Origin of the sequence: Providencia vermicola (genome assembly GCF_020381325.1) — a bacterium.
In the GTDB taxonomy this organism is placed as follows: domain Bacteria; phylum Pseudomonadota; class Gammaproteobacteria; order Enterobacterales; family Enterobacteriaceae; genus Providencia; species Providencia vermicola.
Genome location: NZ_JAGSPI010000003.1, coordinates 1 through 18,973, shown reverse-complemented (window position 1 = coordinate 18,973; position 18,973 = coordinate 1). Strand labels below are relative to the sequence as shown.

Annotated in this window: 17 protein-coding genes; 11 read left to right on the top strand and 6 right to left on the bottom strand. The window is 39.8% G+C overall.

Going from position 1 to position 18,973, the window contains the following annotated elements:
• The first annotated feature begins 485 nt into the window (after nucleotides 1-485).
• The 6 genes from KDJ85_RS04820 (at nucleotide 486) to oppF (ending at nucleotide 7,745) form a co-directional block, all read left to right on the top strand.
• The gene (locus KDJ85_RS04820) at nucleotides 486-2,105 is read left to right on the top strand and encodes an ABC transporter substrate-binding protein (RefSeq protein WP_225818696.1); all 1,620 of its coding nucleotides are present in this window, start codon (nucleotides 486-488) and stop codon (nucleotides 2,103-2,105) included.
• Between the two features lie 90 nt (nucleotides 2,106-2,195).
• Nucleotides 2,196-3,836, top strand: coding sequence for an oligopeptide ABC transporter substrate-binding protein OppA (gene oppA / locus KDJ85_RS04815; RefSeq protein WP_225818695.1), 1,641 nt, complete (start codon nucleotides 2,196-2,198; stop codon nucleotides 3,834-3,836).
• A gap of 67 nt (nucleotides 3,837-3,903) precedes the next feature.
• Nucleotides 3,904-4,824 (top strand): oligopeptide ABC transporter permease OppB, encoded by a 921-nt coding sequence (oppB, locus tag KDJ85_RS04810; RefSeq protein ID WP_206086129.1) that lies wholly within the window; start codon nucleotides 3,904-3,906, stop codon nucleotides 4,822-4,824.
• A gap of 13 nt (nucleotides 4,825-4,837) precedes the next feature.
• The gene (gene oppC / locus KDJ85_RS04805) at nucleotides 4,838-5,746 is read left to right on the top strand and encodes an oligopeptide ABC transporter permease OppC (protein ID WP_225818694.1); all 909 of its coding nucleotides are present in this window, start codon (nucleotides 4,838-4,840) and stop codon (nucleotides 5,744-5,746) included.
• An 11-nt stretch (nucleotides 5,747-5,757) separates the two neighbouring features.
• Nucleotides 5,758-6,747 (top strand): ABC transporter ATP-binding protein, encoded by a 990-nt coding sequence (gene oppD, locus KDJ85_RS04800; protein WP_225818693.1) that lies wholly within the window; start codon nucleotides 5,758-5,760, stop codon nucleotides 6,745-6,747.
• A complete protein-coding gene (oppF, locus tag KDJ85_RS04795) occupies nucleotides 6,744-7,745 on the top strand; it encodes a murein tripeptide/oligopeptide ABC transporter ATP binding protein OppF (RefSeq protein WP_225818692.1) in 1,002 nt (333 codons plus the stop codon). Before oppD ends, oppF begins: the two co-directional genes overlap by 4 nt.
• 202 nt (nucleotides 7,746-7,947) lie before the next feature.
• Here the strand turns inward: oppF and KDJ85_RS04790 are convergent, their stop codons facing one another.
• A complete protein-coding gene (locus KDJ85_RS04790) occupies nucleotides 7,948-8,280 on the bottom strand; it encodes an HI1450 family dsDNA-mimic protein (protein ID WP_225818691.1) in 333 nt (110 codons plus the stop codon).
• A 22-nt stretch (nucleotides 8,281-8,302) separates the two neighbouring features.
• Nucleotides 8,303-9,763 carry a cardiolipin synthase gene (cls, locus tag KDJ85_RS04785; RefSeq protein ID WP_225818690.1) on the bottom strand — a complete coding sequence of 487 codons (1,461 nt, stop codon included), beginning with the start codon at nucleotides 9,761-9,763 and terminating at the stop codon, nucleotides 8,303-8,305.
• Nucleotides 9,764-10,049: 286 nt separating this feature from the next.
• Here cls and KDJ85_RS04780 point away from each other — a divergent pair, with 286 nt between their 5' ends.
• A complete protein-coding gene (locus KDJ85_RS04780) occupies nucleotides 10,050-10,223 on the top strand; it encodes a YciY family protein (RefSeq protein ID WP_206086122.1) in 174 nt (57 codons plus the stop codon).
• Between the two features lie 126 nt (nucleotides 10,224-10,349).
• Nucleotides 10,350-11,069: a TonB family protein gene (locus KDJ85_RS04775; protein WP_225818689.1), complete on the top strand. Its 720-nt coding sequence runs from the start codon at nucleotides 10,350-10,352 to the stop codon at nucleotides 11,067-11,069.
• 67 nt (nucleotides 11,070-11,136) lie between these two features.
• Here KDJ85_RS04775 and yciA read toward each other — a convergent pair whose 3' ends face one another.
• Complete coding sequence (yciA, locus tag KDJ85_RS04770; RefSeq protein WP_225818688.1) at nucleotides 11,137-11,565, bottom strand: acyl-CoA thioester hydrolase YciA; 429 nt, start codon at nucleotides 11,563-11,565, stop codon at nucleotides 11,137-11,139.
• 290 nt (nucleotides 11,566-11,855) lie between these two features.
• On the opposite strand from yciA, the gene KDJ85_RS04765 reads away from it, so the two are divergent.
• Nucleotides 11,856-12,053: a YqaE/Pmp3 family membrane protein gene (locus tag KDJ85_RS04765; protein ID WP_225818687.1), complete on the top strand. Its 198-nt coding sequence runs from the start codon at nucleotides 11,856-11,858 to the stop codon at nucleotides 12,051-12,053.
• Between the two features lie 61 nt (nucleotides 12,054-12,114).
• Here the strand turns inward: KDJ85_RS04765 and KDJ85_RS04760 are convergent, their stop codons facing one another.
• Nucleotides 12,115-12,672, bottom strand: a complete 558-nt coding sequence (locus tag KDJ85_RS04760) for a septation protein A (protein ID WP_225818686.1) — start codon at nucleotides 12,670-12,672, stop codon at nucleotides 12,115-12,117.
• A 225-nt stretch (nucleotides 12,673-12,897) separates the two neighbouring features.
• Between KDJ85_RS04760 and KDJ85_RS04755 the strand changes: the two genes are divergently transcribed.
• Nucleotides 12,898-14,697 (top strand): SulP family inorganic anion transporter, encoded by a 1,800-nt coding sequence (locus KDJ85_RS04755; protein WP_225818685.1) that lies wholly within the window; start codon nucleotides 12,898-12,900, stop codon nucleotides 14,695-14,697.
• A 68-nt stretch (nucleotides 14,698-14,765) separates the two neighbouring features.
• Here KDJ85_RS04755 and KDJ85_RS04750 read toward each other — a convergent pair whose 3' ends face one another.
• The gene (locus tag KDJ85_RS04750; protein WP_225818684.1) at nucleotides 14,766-15,521 is read right to left on the bottom strand and encodes a YciC family protein; all 756 of its coding nucleotides are present in this window, start codon (nucleotides 15,519-15,521) and stop codon (nucleotides 14,766-14,768) included.
• Between the two features lie 416 nt (nucleotides 15,522-15,937).
• Here KDJ85_RS04750 and ompW point away from each other — a divergent pair, with 416 nt between their 5' ends.
• A complete protein-coding gene (gene ompW / locus KDJ85_RS04745) occupies nucleotides 15,938-16,588 on the top strand; it encodes an outer membrane protein OmpW (RefSeq protein ID WP_225818683.1) in 651 nt (216 codons plus the stop codon).
• A 345-nt stretch (nucleotides 16,589-16,933) separates the two neighbouring features.
• Here ompW and KDJ85_RS04740 read toward each other — a convergent pair whose 3' ends face one another.
• Entirely contained in the window at nucleotides 16,934-18,613 is a 1,680-nt protein-coding gene (locus KDJ85_RS04740) for a ShlB/FhaC/HecB family hemolysin secretion/activation protein (protein ID WP_225818682.1), read from the bottom strand.
• Between the last annotated feature and the right edge of the window lie 360 nt (nucleotides 18,614-18,973).

Sequence of the window (18,973 nt, the reverse complement as noted above, 5' to 3'; positions counted from 1 at the left end):
ACCTCTTTCCAATGCTGCTGTTATGCATTTTGCTGGCAGCAGCATTGAGAAAAACTATCGCCTTTCGAAAACAGTAATGTGATATCCAATAGCAGGATATGTCGCTATCTAACCTCTTTTGCAATAAACAATCAGCAACAATGAAAGTCACATCTGTAATTAAATATCGCATTTTTTGCCAAATCAGGGATAAAAAGTAAGGAATTGTGAGCTACGTAAATTTATTCACTATTTTAATTGGTGTTTGTTAATGATATGTTTGGAAGTGTGAAGGGGTTCTGTATTGTGTAGTATGATGGACTTTGTGATATTTAATTGAATTTAAAGTATTTAATGGTGATGTAGTAAGTTTATTTTAAAAATGGCATGAAGTTTTTAACTAACAAATGTTAATTAATTGTTTTAATTATTTGTATTCAAAGAGTGCATTCGGCCATGTTTGGCTAGCTAAAAGGTTTAATTAATTACTGCGAAGGTTGCTAATCATGAGGGATAAAATGATAAGAACGGCAATGGGTTTAGGAGCACTGTCATTATTTCTTACAGCATCATCAATGAGTGCCAATATTGTTAAACCTGTACAATCAATTGTGATTAATAATGGTTCAGAAGTGGCCTCCCTTGACCCGCACAAAGTGGAGGGAGTGCCTGAAAGCAATGTTATTTTAAATTTGTTAGAAGGCCTAGTTTATACTGATGTCGATGGCAAAGTGACACCAGGTGTGGCCAAAAACTGGGTAAATGATAATTACATTACTTGGGTTTTTACACTCAGAGATGACGCAACGTGGAGTGATGGAACTCCTGTCACCGCGGAAGATTTTGTCTATAGCTGGCAACGTCTTGCGGATCCAGCAACGGGCTCACCTTATTCAAGTTACCTACAAAACGCTTATATTTTAAACGCGGATGCCATTTTAGCAGGTGAAAAGCCTGTCAATGAACTTGGCGTAAAAGCCTTAGATTCCCATCACTTACAAGTCACGTTAAGCCATCCTGTCCCCTATTTTGTTGATATGTTATCCCATACAGCGATGAAGCCTGTTCATAAACAGACAATTGAAAAACATGGTGATAAATGGACTCAACCCCAAAATTTTGTGGGTAATGGGGCATATTTGCTGGATAAATGGGTGGTTAACGAGCGCATTGTTGTAAAACGTAATCCGTTATATTGGAATAATGCGCAGAGCCAGATAGACCAAGCGACGTTCCTCGCAATTTCTTCTGAAGTTAGTGATATCAACCGCTATCGAAGTGGGGAAACCGATATCAGCAATTCCGCTATTCCGCCCGCGCTTTATCAAAAGATGAAGCAAGAAAAGCCCAATGAGTTATATGTAAGGCCTTATTTGTGTACTTTTTATTATGAAATTAATAATAAACGCCCACCGTTCAATGACCCTCGAGTGAGGGAGGCGATTAAATTAGGGTTAGATAGAGAAACCATTACGAATAAAATCATCAACCAAGGCCAAACAGTGGCGTATGGGTTCACACCAACATTTATTAATAATGGCAATTTTGAGCCACCGCAGTGGGTCAGTTTATCCGCTGAGCAGCGTTATCAACGGGCGAGAGAACTATTGGCTGAAGCGGGTTACACCAAAGAGAATCCCCTGAAATTTTCGTTGTTATACAACACGTCAGACCAAAATAAACAGCAAGCTATTGTTGCCGCTTCTATGTGGCAAAAAAATATTGGTGCGAAGGTTACGCTACAAAATCAGGAATGGAAAACTTCACTGCAAAGCCGTCATGAAGGGCAATACGATGTTGCAAGGGCGACTTGGTGTGCTGATTACAATGAACCAACTGCATTTTTAAATATGATGTTAACGGATAACAGCAATAATACCGGTTTCTATTCAAACGCCACGTTTGACGCATTACTTGCCCAAGCATTAACTGCGCAAGATGAACAAGCGCGTCATCAGATTTATCAACAAGCTGAAGCCTTGTTAGACAAGGACTCTGCGTTAGTTCCTGTCTATTATCGCGTCAGCGCACGTATGGTAAAACCCACCGTTGGTGGATTTAAAGGTAAAGACCCCCTTGATTATACGGATATTAAACGGTTATATATAAGTGAACCTAATAAATAATATCCAAATAATTATAAAAAGTGTTTATCTCTAAGATAAACCTGCATCAACACACAATCATAATAAATATGTATGGGAGTAACCGATAAGATGAGTAAATTAATCAATAAATCGATTATTGCACTTAGCGTTACCGCTGGGTTAGCGATGGGGTCAATAGCAACCAGTTTTGCTGCGACGGTTCCAGCAGGTGTTGAACTTGCGGAAAAGCAAGTGATGGTCAGAAATAATGGTTCAGAGCCACAGTCTTTAGACCCACATAAAATCGAAGGGGTACCTGAGTCAGCTTTAGCAAGGGATCTGTTTGAAGGGATTACGATTGTTGGGCCAGATGGGGAAATTTTACCCGGCTCAGCAACCAGCTGGGAAAACAAAGATTTTACCGAGTGGACGTTTAAAATACGTGATGGGGCAAAATGGTCAAATGGTGACCCTGTCACGGCAGAGGATTTCGTTTATAGTTGGCAACGTTTAGCAGACCCTGATACCGCCTCTCCATATGCAAGCTACCTACAATACGCGCATATCAAAAATGTTGACGATATTATTGCGGGTAAGAAAAAACCGCAAGAACTTGGCGTCAAAGCCCTTGATGACAAAACATTAGTGATTTCGCTCAGTGAGGCCGTTCCTTATATTCCTAAATTATTAGCTCACTCATCCATGTCGCCAGTAAACAAAAAAGTGATTGAAAAGAATGGCGCTAAATGGACTCAACCCCAAAATTTTGTGGGTAATGGAGCTTATAAACTGAAAGATTGGACTGTTAACGAGCGTATTGTGTTAGAGCGCAGTCCAACATATTGGGATAACGCAAACACGATTATTGACCAAGTTACTTTCCTGCCAATTTCGTCTGAAGTTACCGATGTAAACCGCTACCGTAGTGGTGAAATTGATATGACATACAGTAACTTACCTATTGAGCAATTTAAAAGCTTACAGCAAAATATGCCCAATGAGTTACGTGTAAATCCTTATCTGTGCATTTACTACTATGAAATTAATAACGAAAAACCGCCATTTAACGACCCGCGTGTTCGTGAAGCGTTAAAACTGTCGATGGACAGAGACACTATCACCTATAAAGTGAAAGCGCAGGGGGATATCCCCGCTTATGGCTTTACGCCACCCTTTACCAGCGGCATGGAAACTGAGAAGCCAGATTGGTACGCCAATATGACTCAAGAACAGCGTAACGAAAAAGCGAAACAATTGCTGGAAGAGGCGGGTTATAACAAAGCAAATCCATTAAAATTCAACTTACTGTATAACACGTCAGATTTGCATAAACGTATTGCGATTGCCGCATCTTCTATGTGGAAGAAAAATATCGGCGCAGACGTTAAACTCGAAAACCAAGAGTGGAAAACCTTCTTGGATAGCCGACATCAAGGTAATTATGATGTTGCCCGCGCAGGATGGTGCGCAGACTATAACGAACCATCTTCGTTCCTGAATATGCTACTTTCCTACAGTAGTAACAACACTGTTCACTATAAAAATACGGACTTTGACGCTGTGATGAAGAAAACATTACAGGTGAAAACAGACGAAGAACGAGCGGCCTTATATCAACAAGCTGAAAAGTTACTCGATAAAGATTCAGGCATTGTTCCGCTTTACTACTATGTTAACACCCGTTTAGTGAAACCGTACGTTGGTGGTTATAGCGGGAAAGACCCATTAGATAACTTACATACTAAAGATTTGTATATTATCAAACACTAATAACAATGCTCTGGCTCCGAGAGGGGCCAGATATTAGCCTAATGGGCAATAGAAGCAGGAACGAGCAATGCTGAAATTTATTTTGCGTCGGGTGCTTGAGGCAATCCCGACTCTTTTAATTCTCATTACCATCTCATTTTTTATGATGCGCTTAGCGCCGGGTAGTCCGTTTACGGGCGAGCGTAAGCTACCACCTGAGGTGATGGCAAACATTGAAGCCAAATACCATTTAAATGATCCGATGTATAAGCAGTACTTCAACTACCTTATTCAGCTCTCACAAGGCGATTTTGGGCCTTCATTTAAATATAAAGACTATAGTGTCAATGACTTAGTAGCGAAAGCTTTCCCTGTTTCTGCGAAACTGGGGGCTACAGCCTTTGTGGTTGCCGTTTTATTTGGCGTTACGGCAGGGGTCATCGCTGCTCTTAATCAAAATACAAAATGGGATTTTACAGTCATGGGGTTTGCCATGACGGGGGTTGTCATCCCAAGCTTTGTTGTCGCACCGCTTTTGGTGCTGATATTTGCCATTCACTTGAAATGGCTCCCTGGCGGTGGCTGGGACGGTGGTAATTTGAAACACATGATTTTGCCGATGGTGGCATTGTCATTAGCCTATATCGCCAGTATTTCCCGTATCACCCGTGGTTCGATGATAGAAATTATGCATTCAAATTTTATCCGTACTGCACGCGCTAAGGGCTTACCACTGAGAACTATCATTTTACGTCATGCCTTAAAACCTGCGTTGCTCCCAGTGCTTTCCTATATGGGCCCTGCATTTGTGGGAATTATTACGGGTTCAATGGTGATTGAAACTATTTTTGGTTTACCTGGTATTGGTCAATTATTCGTTAATGGCGCACTTAACCGCGATTATTCCTTGGTGTTGAGCTTAACCATTTTGGTTGGGGTATTAACGATAACCTTTAATGCGATTGTCGATGTATTGTATGCCGTCATTGACCCGAAAATTCGCTACTAATTGGAGAAACGCTATGATTTCGAATCAAAAAAATAGTGAAGCTCTGGCGAATTTTTCAGAGCAATTGGATATTGAAGGGCGCAGTTTGTGGCAGGATGCGCGTCGTCGTTTCATGCATAACCGTGCGGCAATTTTCAGTTTATGTGTGTTGTTTTTAATCACATTATTTGTCATTTTTGCACCGATGCTATCACCATTCTTATACGATGATACTGATTGGGAGATGATGTCCATGCCGCCAGATATGGCGACAGGCCATTATTTTGGTACGGATGCCTCTGGTCGTGACTTACTCGTGCGCGTTGCCATTGGTGGGCGTATCTCGTTGATGGTGGGGGTTGCCGCCGCGCTGGTGGCTGTTATCGTGGGGACGCTATATGGCTCATTAGCAGGTTATGTGGGTGGTAAAGTCGACTCAATCATGATGCGTTTATTGGAAATTCTGAATTCATTTCCATTTATGTTCTTCGTTATTTTATTAGTAACCTTATTTGGCACCAATATCTTATTGATTTTCGTCGCAATTGGAATGGTATCTTGGCTGGATATGGCGCGTATTGTGCGTGGGCAAACGCTGGGATTAAAACGTAAAGAATTTATTGAAGCGGCATTAGTTTGTGGTGTCAGCACGCGCCATATTATTTTACGCCATATTGTGCCAAATGTGCTGGGAGTGGTAGTCGTGTATGCATCCCTGTTAGTACCGAGCATGATCTTGTTTGAATCATTTCTCAGCTTCTTAGGTTTGGGCACACAAGAGCCACTCAGTAGTTGGGGGGCTTTGCTCAGTGATGGGGCAAACTCGATGGAAGTGACACCATGGTTATTGTTGATCCCTGCGGGCTTTCTGGTTATCACGTTGTTTTGTTTTAATTTTATCGGCGATGGCTTACGTGATGCCCTCGATCCGAAAGACCGTTAGAGGGAAATGTTATGTCAATAAATTCAACCAAAAGCCCTCTGTTATCAGTTAAAGATTTGAGTGTGACTTTTTCTACGCAAGATGGCGATGTCACTGCAGTTAATAAGCTTAATTTTGATTTACGCGCAGGGGAAACCTTGGGGATTGTTGGGGAGTCAGGGTCAGGGAAATCGCAAACGGCATTTGCTTTGATGGGACTACTGGCAAAAAATGGCCGAATCAATGGTTCCGCGATGTTTAATGGTCGTGAAATTCTGAATCTAAAAGAAAAAGAATTAAATCGGATGCGGGCTGAAGAAATCTCCATGATCTTCCAAGACCCAATGACGTCATTAAATCCCTACTTAAAAATTGGCACGCAGCTATCTGAGGTACTGATGCTCCATAAGGGAATGGGGAAAAGTGACGCTTTCGAGGCATCAGTGAAAATGTTGGATGCCGTTAAAATGCCTGAAGCGCGTAAGCGTATGAATATGTATCCCCATGAATTCTCAGGCGGGATGCGCCAGAGGGTGATGATTGCGATGGCACTATTGTGCCAGCCAAAATTACTGATTGCGGATGAGCCAACAACGGCGTTAGATGTGACGGTACAAGCACAAATCATGACGTTGCTGAATGAATTGAAAGATGAGTTTGATACAGCAATTATTTTGATCACCCATGACTTGGGGGTTGTGGCTGGCGTTTGCGACAAAGTATTGGTCATGTATGCGGGGCGTACTATGGAGTATGGTACTGCCAAAGATATTTTTTATCAGCCATCTCACCCTTATTCTTTGGGGTTATTAGCGGCAGTTCCGCGACTCGATGGGGATGATGAAAGCCTCGCAACAATACCAGGTAACCCACCAAATCTATTAAGGTTACCAAAAGGTTGTCCGTTCTCACCACGTTGCCAATATGCAACACAGCAATGTATAGAAAGCGAACCTGCTTTAGCATCCTTTGCGCAAACCCGCCTGCGTGCCTGCTTCAAGCCTATGGAGGAATTAGTATGACGACTCATGAAAATAGGCCTGTGTTACTGGAAGTTAATGACCTAAAAGTGCATTTTTCTATTAGGGACAAAAAACAGTGGTTTTGGCAACCCGACAAAAGTTTAAAAGCGGTGGATGGCGTCACACTGCGCTTATATGAAGGGGAAACTCTGGGGGTAGTTGGTGAGTCTGGTTGTGGTAAATCCACCTTTGCACGTGCGCTAATAGGTTTAGTTAAAGCGACAGACGGCACCGTTAGCTGGCTAGGTCAAAATTTATTAGGTAAAAGTGATAAAGAGTGGCGCAGTGTACGTAGCGATATCCAAATGATTTTCCAAGACCCATTGGCATCATTAAACCCGCGAATGACCATTGGTGATATTATTGCTGAACCACTAAAAACCTATTACCCGAAAATGCCACAATCGCAAATCACCGAAAAAGTAAAAGCGATGATGATGCGAGTGGGGTTATTACCGAACTTGATTAACCGTTATCCCCATGAGTTTTCTGGTGGGCAGTGTCAGCGAATTGGTATTGCTAGAGCATTGATATTAGAGCCAAAATTGGTTATTTGTGATGAACCTGTTTCAGCTTTGGATGTATCAATTCAGGCGCAAGTGGTGAATTTGCTGCAAGAACTACAGCGTGAAATGAAATTATCGCTGATATTTATAGCTCATGATTTAGCCGTGGTTAAGCACATTTCTGACCGTGTACTGGTGATGTATTTGGGACATGCCGTGGAATTAGGTACCTATGATGAGGTCTATAATAACCCCTTACACCCGTATACTCGAGCGTTGATGTCAGCGGTTCCCGTGCCAGACCCTGACAAGGAAAAAAATAAAAGCATTGAATTACTGGAGGGGGAGCTGCCATCACCGATTAACCCACCTTCAGGTTGCGTTTTCCGAACTCGCTGCCCATTGGCAGATGAAGAGTGTGCAAAAACACGGCCGTTACTAGAGGGAAGCTTTAAACATGCGGTATCTTGTTTAAAAATCGACCCACTTTAATGTCTTTAAACCTCCATTAACTTAAAAAGCAGAGTCAATTGGCTCTGCTCTTCAGATTGCTGACAAACCGATCAGGCTTAACGGCAGGTTGGATAGGTTATTGAAAATAAACTTATTGATTTTCGGCTGATAACACAAAGCAGAAAAACGACGTTTTTATCCTACTTTGTCAACAACCTCAGGGCTAACAGCCCCTCAGTCGTTATTTTTTCCAGAGAATAGAGTGGAAAGGCTCTGTCGGATGGCGGCTAATTAAGACGCGAGCAAAGATATCGTCGAGTTCGTCATCGGGGTTTTTTGCCAGCCCAATAATCACTTCACTGAACTGTGACAAATTTGCCTCATTCGGCAGAATACCTTGCCAATTATCAGTTAAATCAACGATCTCAGCTGCACCAGATTCTTCAAACTGTAAGGCAAAAATAAGCTGGTCAGCAGGTTCTAGATTATCTATTGCGCCTTCGAGAAAAAGGTCATAAGCCATTTCAATGATATCGTCTTCATCGATTAAATGTATATTGTGTTTCTCAGTCATGACCTTTCCTAATTCATTTACGCTACAACAGTGGGCTAAAGAAATAACAAACACGCTCAACCACGCGGTTCCAGAAGGGGCGTTGTTCCCATTCTTCAATTTCTAAGCGTGTTGAGCGAGCCATGTAATCATACTGAACTAACGTCAGATCGCTACCAAAACTTTTATCATCAATAACGACAGTGATTTCAAAGTTGAGCCATAAGCTACGCATATCAAGGTTAACAGAGCCAACTAAACTGAGTTCGCCATCCACAAGGACACTTTTGGTATGCAATAAGCCATCTTCGAATTGGTAAATTTTTACGCCAGCCTCAAGTAATTCGCTATAAAATGAACGACTAGCCCATCGAACGAGGAAAGAGTCATTTTGCCTTGGCATGATAATGCTCACATCGACACCGCGCATGGCTGCGGTACAGATAGCATGCAGAAGGTCATCACTAGGGACAAAATAGGGCGTTGTCATGATTAACTGTTTGCGAGCAGAAAACATGGCGGTCATCAGCGATTGTTGAATCAGTTCATCAGGGAAGCCAGGACCTGAAGCGATGGTTTGGGTGGTGTGACCATTGGCTTGTTCAAATGGCATAATATTGCTGTCTGGTGGTGGTGGCAAAATACGTTGGCCTGTTTCCATTTCCCAGTCAAACGCATACACAATCCCTAAAGTGGTACTCACTGGGCCTTCCATGCGCACTAAAATATCAATCCATTCACCAACACCTGAGTCTTGTTTAAAATAGCGAGGGTCAACCATATTCATACTTCCAGTGTATGAAATGTAGTTATCGATAATGACAATTTTACGGTGTTGGCGTAAATCCATGCGACGTAAGAAGAAACGCATTAAATTCACTTTTAGTGATTCGACAAACTCAATGCCCGCTGCGCGCATTTTTACAGGATAATCACTGCGGAAAAAGTGCCAACTCCCTGCGGAGTCAACCATGATACGGCATTTTACACCGCGTTTAGCGGCATTTAGCAGAGCCTCCGTTACGCCATCAACCAATCCACCAGGTTGCCAAATGTAGAACACCATCTCGATAGAATGCTGTGCATTATTAATGTCATTAACAATGGCTTTTAATGAATCTTCGCAAGTGGTTAATAGTTGGATACGGTTCCCTTTCACGCCAGCGATGCCCTGACGTTTTTCGATCAGTTGAAAAAGCGGTTCTGCTACCGAACTGTTTTCATTGGCAAAAATATGTTTTGAATGACGTAAGTTTTCGAGCCATGTGGCGACAGAAGGCCACATATGGTGGGCTTTATCAACACGACGTTTCCCTAAATGAAGCTCACCAAAGGCGACATAGGCAATTATCCCAACTAAAGGAAGGATATAAATAATTAACAACCATGTCATTGCAGAGGTCACGGGCCTTCTTTTCACTAAAATGCGGACAGTAATTGCTGCAATAAGTAGCCAGTAAAGGAAAAATAGAAGCCAACTCATAAGGGTATAAACAGTTGCCATAATGGATTAAATGCCTCTCGCTAATAAGGGGAATACCATCAAAAAAAGAAGTTTTACCTGAAAAAACAGTGAGCAATATATTAACTTAATAGAATTTAGCAAAATTTTGCAGTAAAAGCTTTGTGTAATAGATAATTCATGAGGAAATAATAATTTCAAATTGAAATAATAAACATTGAAATTAAATAATTATTATGAGATAGGCCATAAAAGATCTTCTTGGCTCTTTTTTTCAAAGGAATATAATATTTTCTTACCGTATTTTTCATAAAAAAAGGGCAGAAAAATGAGACGCAGTAGGCATGAGGTCGGTCGTTGGAGAATGTTAAGACAAGTGCAACGTCGCCGTCGACGCTGGCTAGAAGGGCATTCAAGACGCAATATGCACATTTATGCTATGCGCAAAATCGACATTTATCGCCGTCGACACTCACTGCTTTTTACTCAATGGGTTGAGTAGGGTTATTAGGGCGCACATTCACATTTTTCACTTTGTATGACAAACCTTATTGAATATGATTGCTATTTGCATTTAAACTAGTGACTATATTCTTTTAGGTCGACAGGTGTAGGGTAGAAATTGCATATGCGTTGGATCCGTTGGAGTTTAATTATCGTCATTTCGTTATCTATTCATGCAGGTCTTGCGATGGCATGGATTTTTAATCAACCTAATTTGGCTAGAGATCCTGAGCCAATGACGATTTCGATGGTTGCTTTTGCTGCCCCTGAACCTGCTTCAGAGCCTGTTCCTGAGGTTGAAACACCTGTCGAACCAGAGCCAGAACCGATTATCGAACCTGAACCGGAACCTGTGGTTGAACCTGCGATTGTTTTGCCGAAGAAAAAACCTGAAGTGAAGAAAAAGCCAAAACCAAAACAGGAAGAAAAGAAAAAAATTAAAGAAGATGTTAAGCCAGTTGAAAAACAACTTGCGATGAATAACATCAAATCAGATGCAACAGCACCGAAAACAAACAATAATCCAGTAACGACCGCCAAAAATACTGGGGCGAGTAATAGCCAGTCTACCGCGAAAAGTGGCCCAAGGGCATTACATAAACAAGCCCCTGTTTACCCAGAACGTGCGCGCCGTTTAGGAAAAGAAGGTTATGTTAAAGTGCGTTATGATATTGATGATGGTGGTCGTGTGACGAATATCGAATTTGTTGAGGTTTCACCGAAAGGTTTGTTTGAGCGGGATGTTAAACGAGCAATGAACCGCTGGACATTCGAAAAACAACCCGCAAAAGGCTATGTTACCGAAATTTACTTCAAACTAGATGGCACGGTTAGCCAAGTGTAATTTACTGATTAAGCTATTAAAAAAGCACCAGAACGGTGCTTTTTTGATTTAAGCGTGAATTAAACGATTATTCGGTGACTTGCTCAGAGCTGGCTAATTGGAAATGCTGTTTTTCTGTTGGTAACTCTCGTGGCGTATTATCATCATTCACGGCTACATAGGTAAATACCGCATCGGTGGCACGGTAACGTTGGCCGACAGGCTCCGTTGCAACCTTTTTCACCCACACTTCAATATTAATGGTAATTGAGCTTTTACCTGTTTTTAAGCAACGTGCGTAGCAACAGACCACATCACCGACTGCGACAGGTTTTTGAAATTTTATGCCATTCACTGCGACGGTAACAACACGGCCGAGTGCGATTTCTTTTGCAAGAATAGCACCGCCAATGTCCATTTGTGACATTAACCAGCCACCAAAAATATCACCATTGGCGTTTGTGTCCGCAGGCATAGCGAGGGTTCGTAAAACCAATTCACCGTTTGGTAATTGCATATTTAACTCTTATTAAAAAGGGAATAAAAACGACTAGTTAGCATTTATAGCAAATTACTGATACTCAAGTAAACTCTAACTACAGACTTATTACTCAAGTATCGCCAATAAAACGTGCTTAGCCAATAAAATCTAATAAATAGAGCAGAACATCGGCGTACTGTGTTTAAATTCGGCTGAAAGTTAGAGTTATGCAAAGAAAACGCTAGAAGTGTTTTTTGTATTTAGTCAATTGATTAGATTGCCTATACTTAAACCATAAACCATTGATAAGTATTTAGGGAGAAAATATGAGACTCATTTTGGCGATATTATTACCGTGGCTGCAATTTTTTACGATAGGGCGTCCATTTGCAGGAATAATTTGTCTAATTTTACAACTGACGTTGATTGGTTGGTTACCCGCTGCTATCTGGTCTGTATATGCATTATCACAATACAGTACGGATAAGAAGATTGAAAAGGCATTTGGACAAAACCGACATTAGTTTAAAAACAAAAAAACCTGCTAATTAGATTAAGCAGGTTTTTTATTATTCAGAAAAATAATTACTCTTCGTGTTTTTCAACCGCATCTTTGGTCATATTTTTAAAAATATATACTACGCTTAACACAGTAAAAATGAGTGTCCCTGCCGTCAGACCGAATACTTTGAAATTGACCCAAATATCTTGCGCCATCCAAAATGCGACATAAATATTTAAAACTGCACAAAAAACAAAGAAGATAGCCCATGCACTATTAAGCTTATTCCAGTAACTATCCGCTAACTTTATTTCTTGGTTACTTCCTAGCATGCGTTGAATTAATGGTTTTTCAGTAAACCACTGGCTGAATAATAACGCGATAGCGAATGCACCATAAATGATGGTGACTTTCCATTTAATGAATGCATCACTGTGGAAAATCAGTGTTAATGCCGCAAAACCCATCACAATAGCACAGGTGATCTTGGCGACTTTTTCAACTTTCTTATAAATAAGATAAGTGGCTAACAATGCCAGTGGCGTAGTGACCATTAAGGCACCACTTGCGTAAAAAATGTCGTATCGCTTATACACGATGAAAAAGATAATCAGAGGGATAAAATCAATAAGTTGTTTCATAACAGTGAATACAGCGCCTCAACGTCAAGATAATAGAGTAGTTTAACCGATATTGGCATTAATTGTTAAAAGTTTGCACCTTTTTACCAATAAACATGCCTTGTTACCAATCATATTTGCACAATTTTACTATTATTTGACTTACTTCTAGATAAACTTTATCAGTTCGGCTATAAATAAGGTTTTAGATAATTTAACTTACTAATTTATAGGTGTTTTTCCTCAATGATAAAGGCTAAGCTATTTGTCTGGATGCCAGGTTTAGAAACGCTGTTTAACTACCAGCTTTCAAACTTAGGTTCTGATGTGAAAGCAGGATTGTCCGTTGCGGCGGTGGCATTACCTGTTGCGATTGCTTATGCCGAATTAATGGGGGTGAACGCTATTGTTGGATTGTATGCCTGTATCCTTCCTATGTTTTTTTATGCGCTGTTTGGGACATCAAAGCAACTGATTATTGGCCCTGATGCCGCGACTTGTGCGGTGATTGCTGCTGCTGTTGCGCCACTTGCAATGGGGGATGAAAATGTTCGCTGGCAGTTAATTATCGTAATGAGCCTTATGACGGGTATTTGGTGTTTGATTGCCGCAAGATTCCGTTTAGGAACTTTTGCTGATTTTCTATCCCGCCCGATATTGCAAGGCTTGTTAAATGGGGTGGCGTTAACCATCGTTGTTAGCCAAATGGGTAAAATTTTTGGTATTACCACATTACCTGCAGGATTTATCGAGCGCCTTATTGCGTTTCCCCAATCAATAACACAAACGCATATACCAACTTTATTGGTTGCGGTAGCAACATTAGCAATCACATTAATTATTAAACGTGTGCGTAGTAAGTGGCCATCATTATTGATTGCAATGGTACTCGCAACGGTCGCTAGTATTGTGTTTAATCTTGAACAGTATGGTATTAGTATTGTCGGGGATTTAGGCGAAGGGTTGCCTTCTATCCCAATGCCAGAATTCCCACCGGGACTGCTACGCGACTTAGTTATTCCTTCAATGAACTTGGCAGTGATCAGCTTTGTCAGTTTTATGATGACTGCGCGTAGTTTCGCCAGTAAAAATGGCTATGCTATTGATGCGGATCAGGAACTACGTGCATTAGGGATAGCCAACATTGCCTCTGCGCTTTCCCAAGGTTTTGCGGTGAGTGCGGCAAGCAGCCGTACTGCAGTTAACGATATGATGGGGGGAAAAACGCAGCTCGTTTCTATTGTTGCGGCATTAACGATTTTAGCCGTATTGTTATTCTCTATGGACTTATTGGAATATATTCCGATGCCAGCCTTGGGAATGGTATTGGTCGTTTCGACGTTCTCGTTAATTAGTTTTCGTAGTATTTTATCCATGCGTAAGCGTAATAGAGAAGCTTTCTTCTTATGTGTCTTTACGTTAGTTGCTGTGCTGCTAGTTGGGCTAATCAGTGGTGTGGGGTTAGCCGTATTATTGGGCTTATTGCAGTTTATCCGAGTAGTATTCAGGCCAACTGATCAGCAACTTGGTGTGGATGAGCAAGGCATGTTGCATTCAATGACATCAGATAATGATATTCAACCTATTGAAGGTGTATTAATTTATCGTTTTAACTCTCCGTTGACTTACTTCAACGTGAATTACTTTAAAGAGCGGTTGAATAAGCATTTAGATAACCAATTAAAGAGACCTGCATGGGTGATCGTCGACGCCGCGGTAAGTTTTACCCATAATGATGTGAGTGTATTTTCAACTCTTAATGATATTGTCACATCTTTGAAAGCGAAAGGTGTCACGTTAGTGTTGGCAGGGCGCCGTACATCAATTAAACGTTGGCTAGAACAAAATAAAATTACACGCTCTGATGATGATTTATTAGTTGTGCCCGATATCTATTTTGCCATTCGTTTAATTCAAAGTAAGCAACAAATTCAAATTAAATGTGTTGAAGACAGAAAAATAGAGGAAGAGAAACGCAATTTAGAAAAAAAGTGTGATAGTGAAGATGCTACAGAGTCATTTACACTAAAAACGGATAATAATTGAGATGTTTCTTGATTAATAGGCCTGAGAATAAAAGGGGGAGCCATTTGGCTCCCTTTCTAAAATCGACATTAAGCTGTTTTATTGACTAGCATATATAAACGGTAGAAATAAATTAAGGCGAAAGCAGCAACGATATTATTCAGAAGGAATGATATACCGTTAAGGACAATGTGGTTCATCTGTAAGCTGCTTAATAACACACTCACCAACATTTGTGCAGCCATCCAAATTAAAACCATTGGCAGGGCAACACGCCAGTTTGCATACGCCATTTTCCAGCTTTTACCCATTGCGCTAAATGGGTTTGTACGCTCATTAATTAAGATTGCTGGAGCTAAAGAAAAACCAATCGCGAGAACAATCCCTGGGAGCACCATAATGGTGATGCCAAGTTGAATGAGAAGTGAGCAAACAACGAGTAACAAAAACATAGAAGGGGCTTTGCCTAATGAAGCACTCAGCGCTTGTGTTGCATTCATGGGTTCCCCACGGGACATCCCTGCAATATAAGATAAAGTGCCACAGATAAGCACTAGGCTACCTAGCGTTACAGAAAGAATTAGCCCAAAGGAAACACGTAGGATGCTGCTTTTGTCTTGCTCTGAAAGGCCTAATATCCAATCTTGTAAACCTGCATTCCCTGACTCAATCATTTGGTTTTGTGCTTGAGCAAGCACACCAATCATTTGTTCATTCGGGATCATCATTGCGTAAATCACTAGGCTCACCGCCGTTGCCAATACAACAATGGTGAAAAGGCCACTCAGTTGATTTTTGAAAAAATTAACGCTGTCACTGATGAGTGAGTTGGCCGAAATGGACATTTAACTGCTCCTATCTACAAACGGGATCAAAATTTTAAGGCAATTGTAACTGAGTATCAGACATAGAGGTAGAGAAAGATAGAAATTTCGGGAAGTTAACGTGAGTATGTAAAGGGAATCATTCTCAATATTTAACTAAATTAATTGAGAAAATTAATTAGAATTACTTAAATTGCATTTTGAATATATGTTTAATGTATAGGATAAATATATAAATTTAATGATCAAGTTTTTATTTTATTCGTTATTTTCCAAAAATTGATTTAAATCAAAATTAAAAAAATAATAGATGGAATAATAAAACTATATTTATTGGATTACCTATAAATTGGTAAAAGATGTGATCTTGATTTGAACATCAATTTATATAATGCGGTATATTTTACTAAAATAAAAACACAGGAATGGGATTGATAATGAAAAAACTCACTGCGCTTGTATTAGCGGCTGCAACTTTAGCTCCAGCTGCTTCTATTGCTCATGAAGCTGGCGATTTTCTATTTCGCGCCGGTACTGCAACTGTAAGACCTAATGTAGGTGGCGACGATGTTAAAATTAACGGACTCGGTAATTTAGGAACTTTCGGTGCAAATAATAATACTCAATTAGGTTTAACCTTTGGGTATATGATCACTGATAATATTGGTGTGGAATTATTAGCAGCAACGCCGTTTGAACATAAAGTAGGTACTGGTCCAACAGGTAATATTGCTACAGTTAAACATTTACCACCAACTTTAATGGCACAATATTATTTTGGTGATAAACAGGATAAACTGCGCCCTTATTTAGGGGCTGGTTTGAACTATACCTTCTTCTTTGACGAAAAATTTAATAACACAGGTAAAACAGCTGGTCTATCAGACCTTGATTTATCAAGCTCTTGGGGTTTTGCAGCACAAGCAGGTATGGACTACATGCTGACAGATAACTGGATGCTGAATACCTCTGTTTGGTGGATGAACATTGAATCTGATGTTAAATTTAAAGCGGGTGATGAAAACTATAAAGTTAAAACACGCTTAGACCCATTTGTATTTATGTTTGGTGTCGGTTACCGTTTCTAATAGTTTTGATAGGATGCAATACAGGTTAATACCTGAATTCTGATGGAATAGAGTGCAGTAGGAAATCCGAGAATATTTATATTCTCGGATTTTTCATTATATAAAGACAGCAAGATTAATTAAACATATCTATAACAATAAAGCGCATGATACTTTACAATTACTCAGTTTTTAAATGTTAAAAATATAGAGTTAACACTTTATTTGTCTATTTTCTTATCTTGATTATTAAAGAGCGAAATAAAGGATAGCGCCATTAGGTGAGGGGAAATATTTACAGGGACATAAAAGCTAAACACATCATTGTGGTATTTAGCTTTTAGTCAGTTGATCTAAGCTGTCACATTACCAAAACCATTGAACATTTAATCCTGCGTTGACGCTATTAGTTTCGTACTCATCGGGTTTATAAAGAGGAGCGCCTAGAAATAAATCATAACTGAAGATATTGACACTTCCACGCATACCAATTGCCGTTCCTAAAAGTTGGTCATCGGAATAAAGGCCAAGAGGATATACACCACCAAATATACGGCCGTAGTCAATCGCGTAATAAGGATAGAAAGAAAAACCTGGAATATAAAAGTTAAACTCATTCCTTAAATAGAAACCTTTATCACCAATAAGTGAAAATTCTTCGTCAAAACCACGTACTGTCCATCGATTACCGAGTGAAAATTGGTCTTGAATCGTTAGTCTGTCCTTGCTGTACTGAACAAAAAGCTGAGGATTGTAACTCATGACAAAATCATCAAAAGAGATAGGGATCATGCCAGACACATCGAGTGTAAAAACTCGGGCCATGTGGCTTGCATCACCATATTTCATGTCCCAGCTCTGTTCCGCACCTAACCAAGGAACGTTACGCTGATAATTGATTGAGGCATCCAGTGTTGAATTATCGATATTTTGTCGGTGATTGACTCCCACTTTAAGGGTGGTTAAATTCCGCTCCTGAGACAATAGTTTAACATCTTCAAGCTTATACTCTGATTTACGTTTTATTAACTGAATCGACGCGGTATCTTTGAATGTTTGCCCCCGTAAAAAAACATTACTGGCAGTGGCATTGTAATATTTGCTGTCGCCATAATATTTATAACTGACAATATCTTTAATCGTTTGTTTATAATCACTTTTGCTAGCATAGATAGAAAAAAGCCAATAATTGTAGGGTACAGCATAGTAAATAGCGGCATTACTTGTACTGTATCGTTCTTGGTTTTTTAGGTTCTTACCTGCTGAAATATACACAGTGTCATTCAAACTGGTTAGGTTATTGCCATAAATGGTCACACCAACTTGGTCTTTACCCGTTTGGCGGCTGCCTGAGTTATTGTAATACCCCCCGACATTAACATGGGGGGATTTTTCTCGTTGAATAGTGATATCTGATGTAGAGAATTCTTTCCCTGGGGATAATTCGATATTGGCTTTGGCACCAGGAATGCGCTCTAAGTTTTCTAAGCCTTGTTCTATATCGCGAATATTCAGAATATCGCCTTCTTTTGCGGGCATAATTGCACCTAGCGTAATATAGGTATCGCTATCTTCAGATAATTTTACATTCGCGACTTTGCCAGGAATTATCTCTAGGGTTAAAATGCCTTCGCTAATATTTTGCTCAGGGATATTGACTCGAGTAGTGACATAACCTGATTTAATAATATTATCTTGTAAACCTTTTGCTAATGTTTCAACCCCTTTAATCCCAATGCAGACTCCTACAACTTGGTTAGCATAAGTTTCAAGAGGGCGCATTGACGGTAATTTAGGTTCAGACACCAAAATTACTTTTTTCATATCAAAACATTGTTCTTCTTTATCAAAGATTAGAATATTGTTAGCGCGTTCTTGTTTTTTCCCTAAAACATCTTTAGCTTCTAATTGTGTTTGTTGCTGGCGAGATTTATCTTGGCTTATTTGATTGTTGATTTGTTGGTCAACGGCCGAAGAGGGAGCCCCTGATACATAAAATGGGAAAGCAAATAGGGTACTGGATAAAAAAATAAAACGAAAATTCATGGCCACCACTTTTATTCTTAAATGAACATTGAAAAAATACTGGAAATATAATTAAGAATATTTTTATGATGAAGGTTTATTCTTTATTATATAAGATTGTTCTTATTGGTAATTGATTTTTTTTTGGTTTTTTTTCATGTATATCCCTATGGGCTTTCACCGAGAAAAATAGTCGTAAGTAAGTTTATAAACTTTTAGATTATGCGTTAAAATGGAATCTAATAAAAATTAATTATATTAATTAAGTTATGAAATAAGTGAAAAGCCATTAGTTCGGTGTATATTATGATAATGATATAAAACTGTCTCTTATACACATCTGACGCTGCCGACAAAACTGTCTCTTATACACATCTGTCT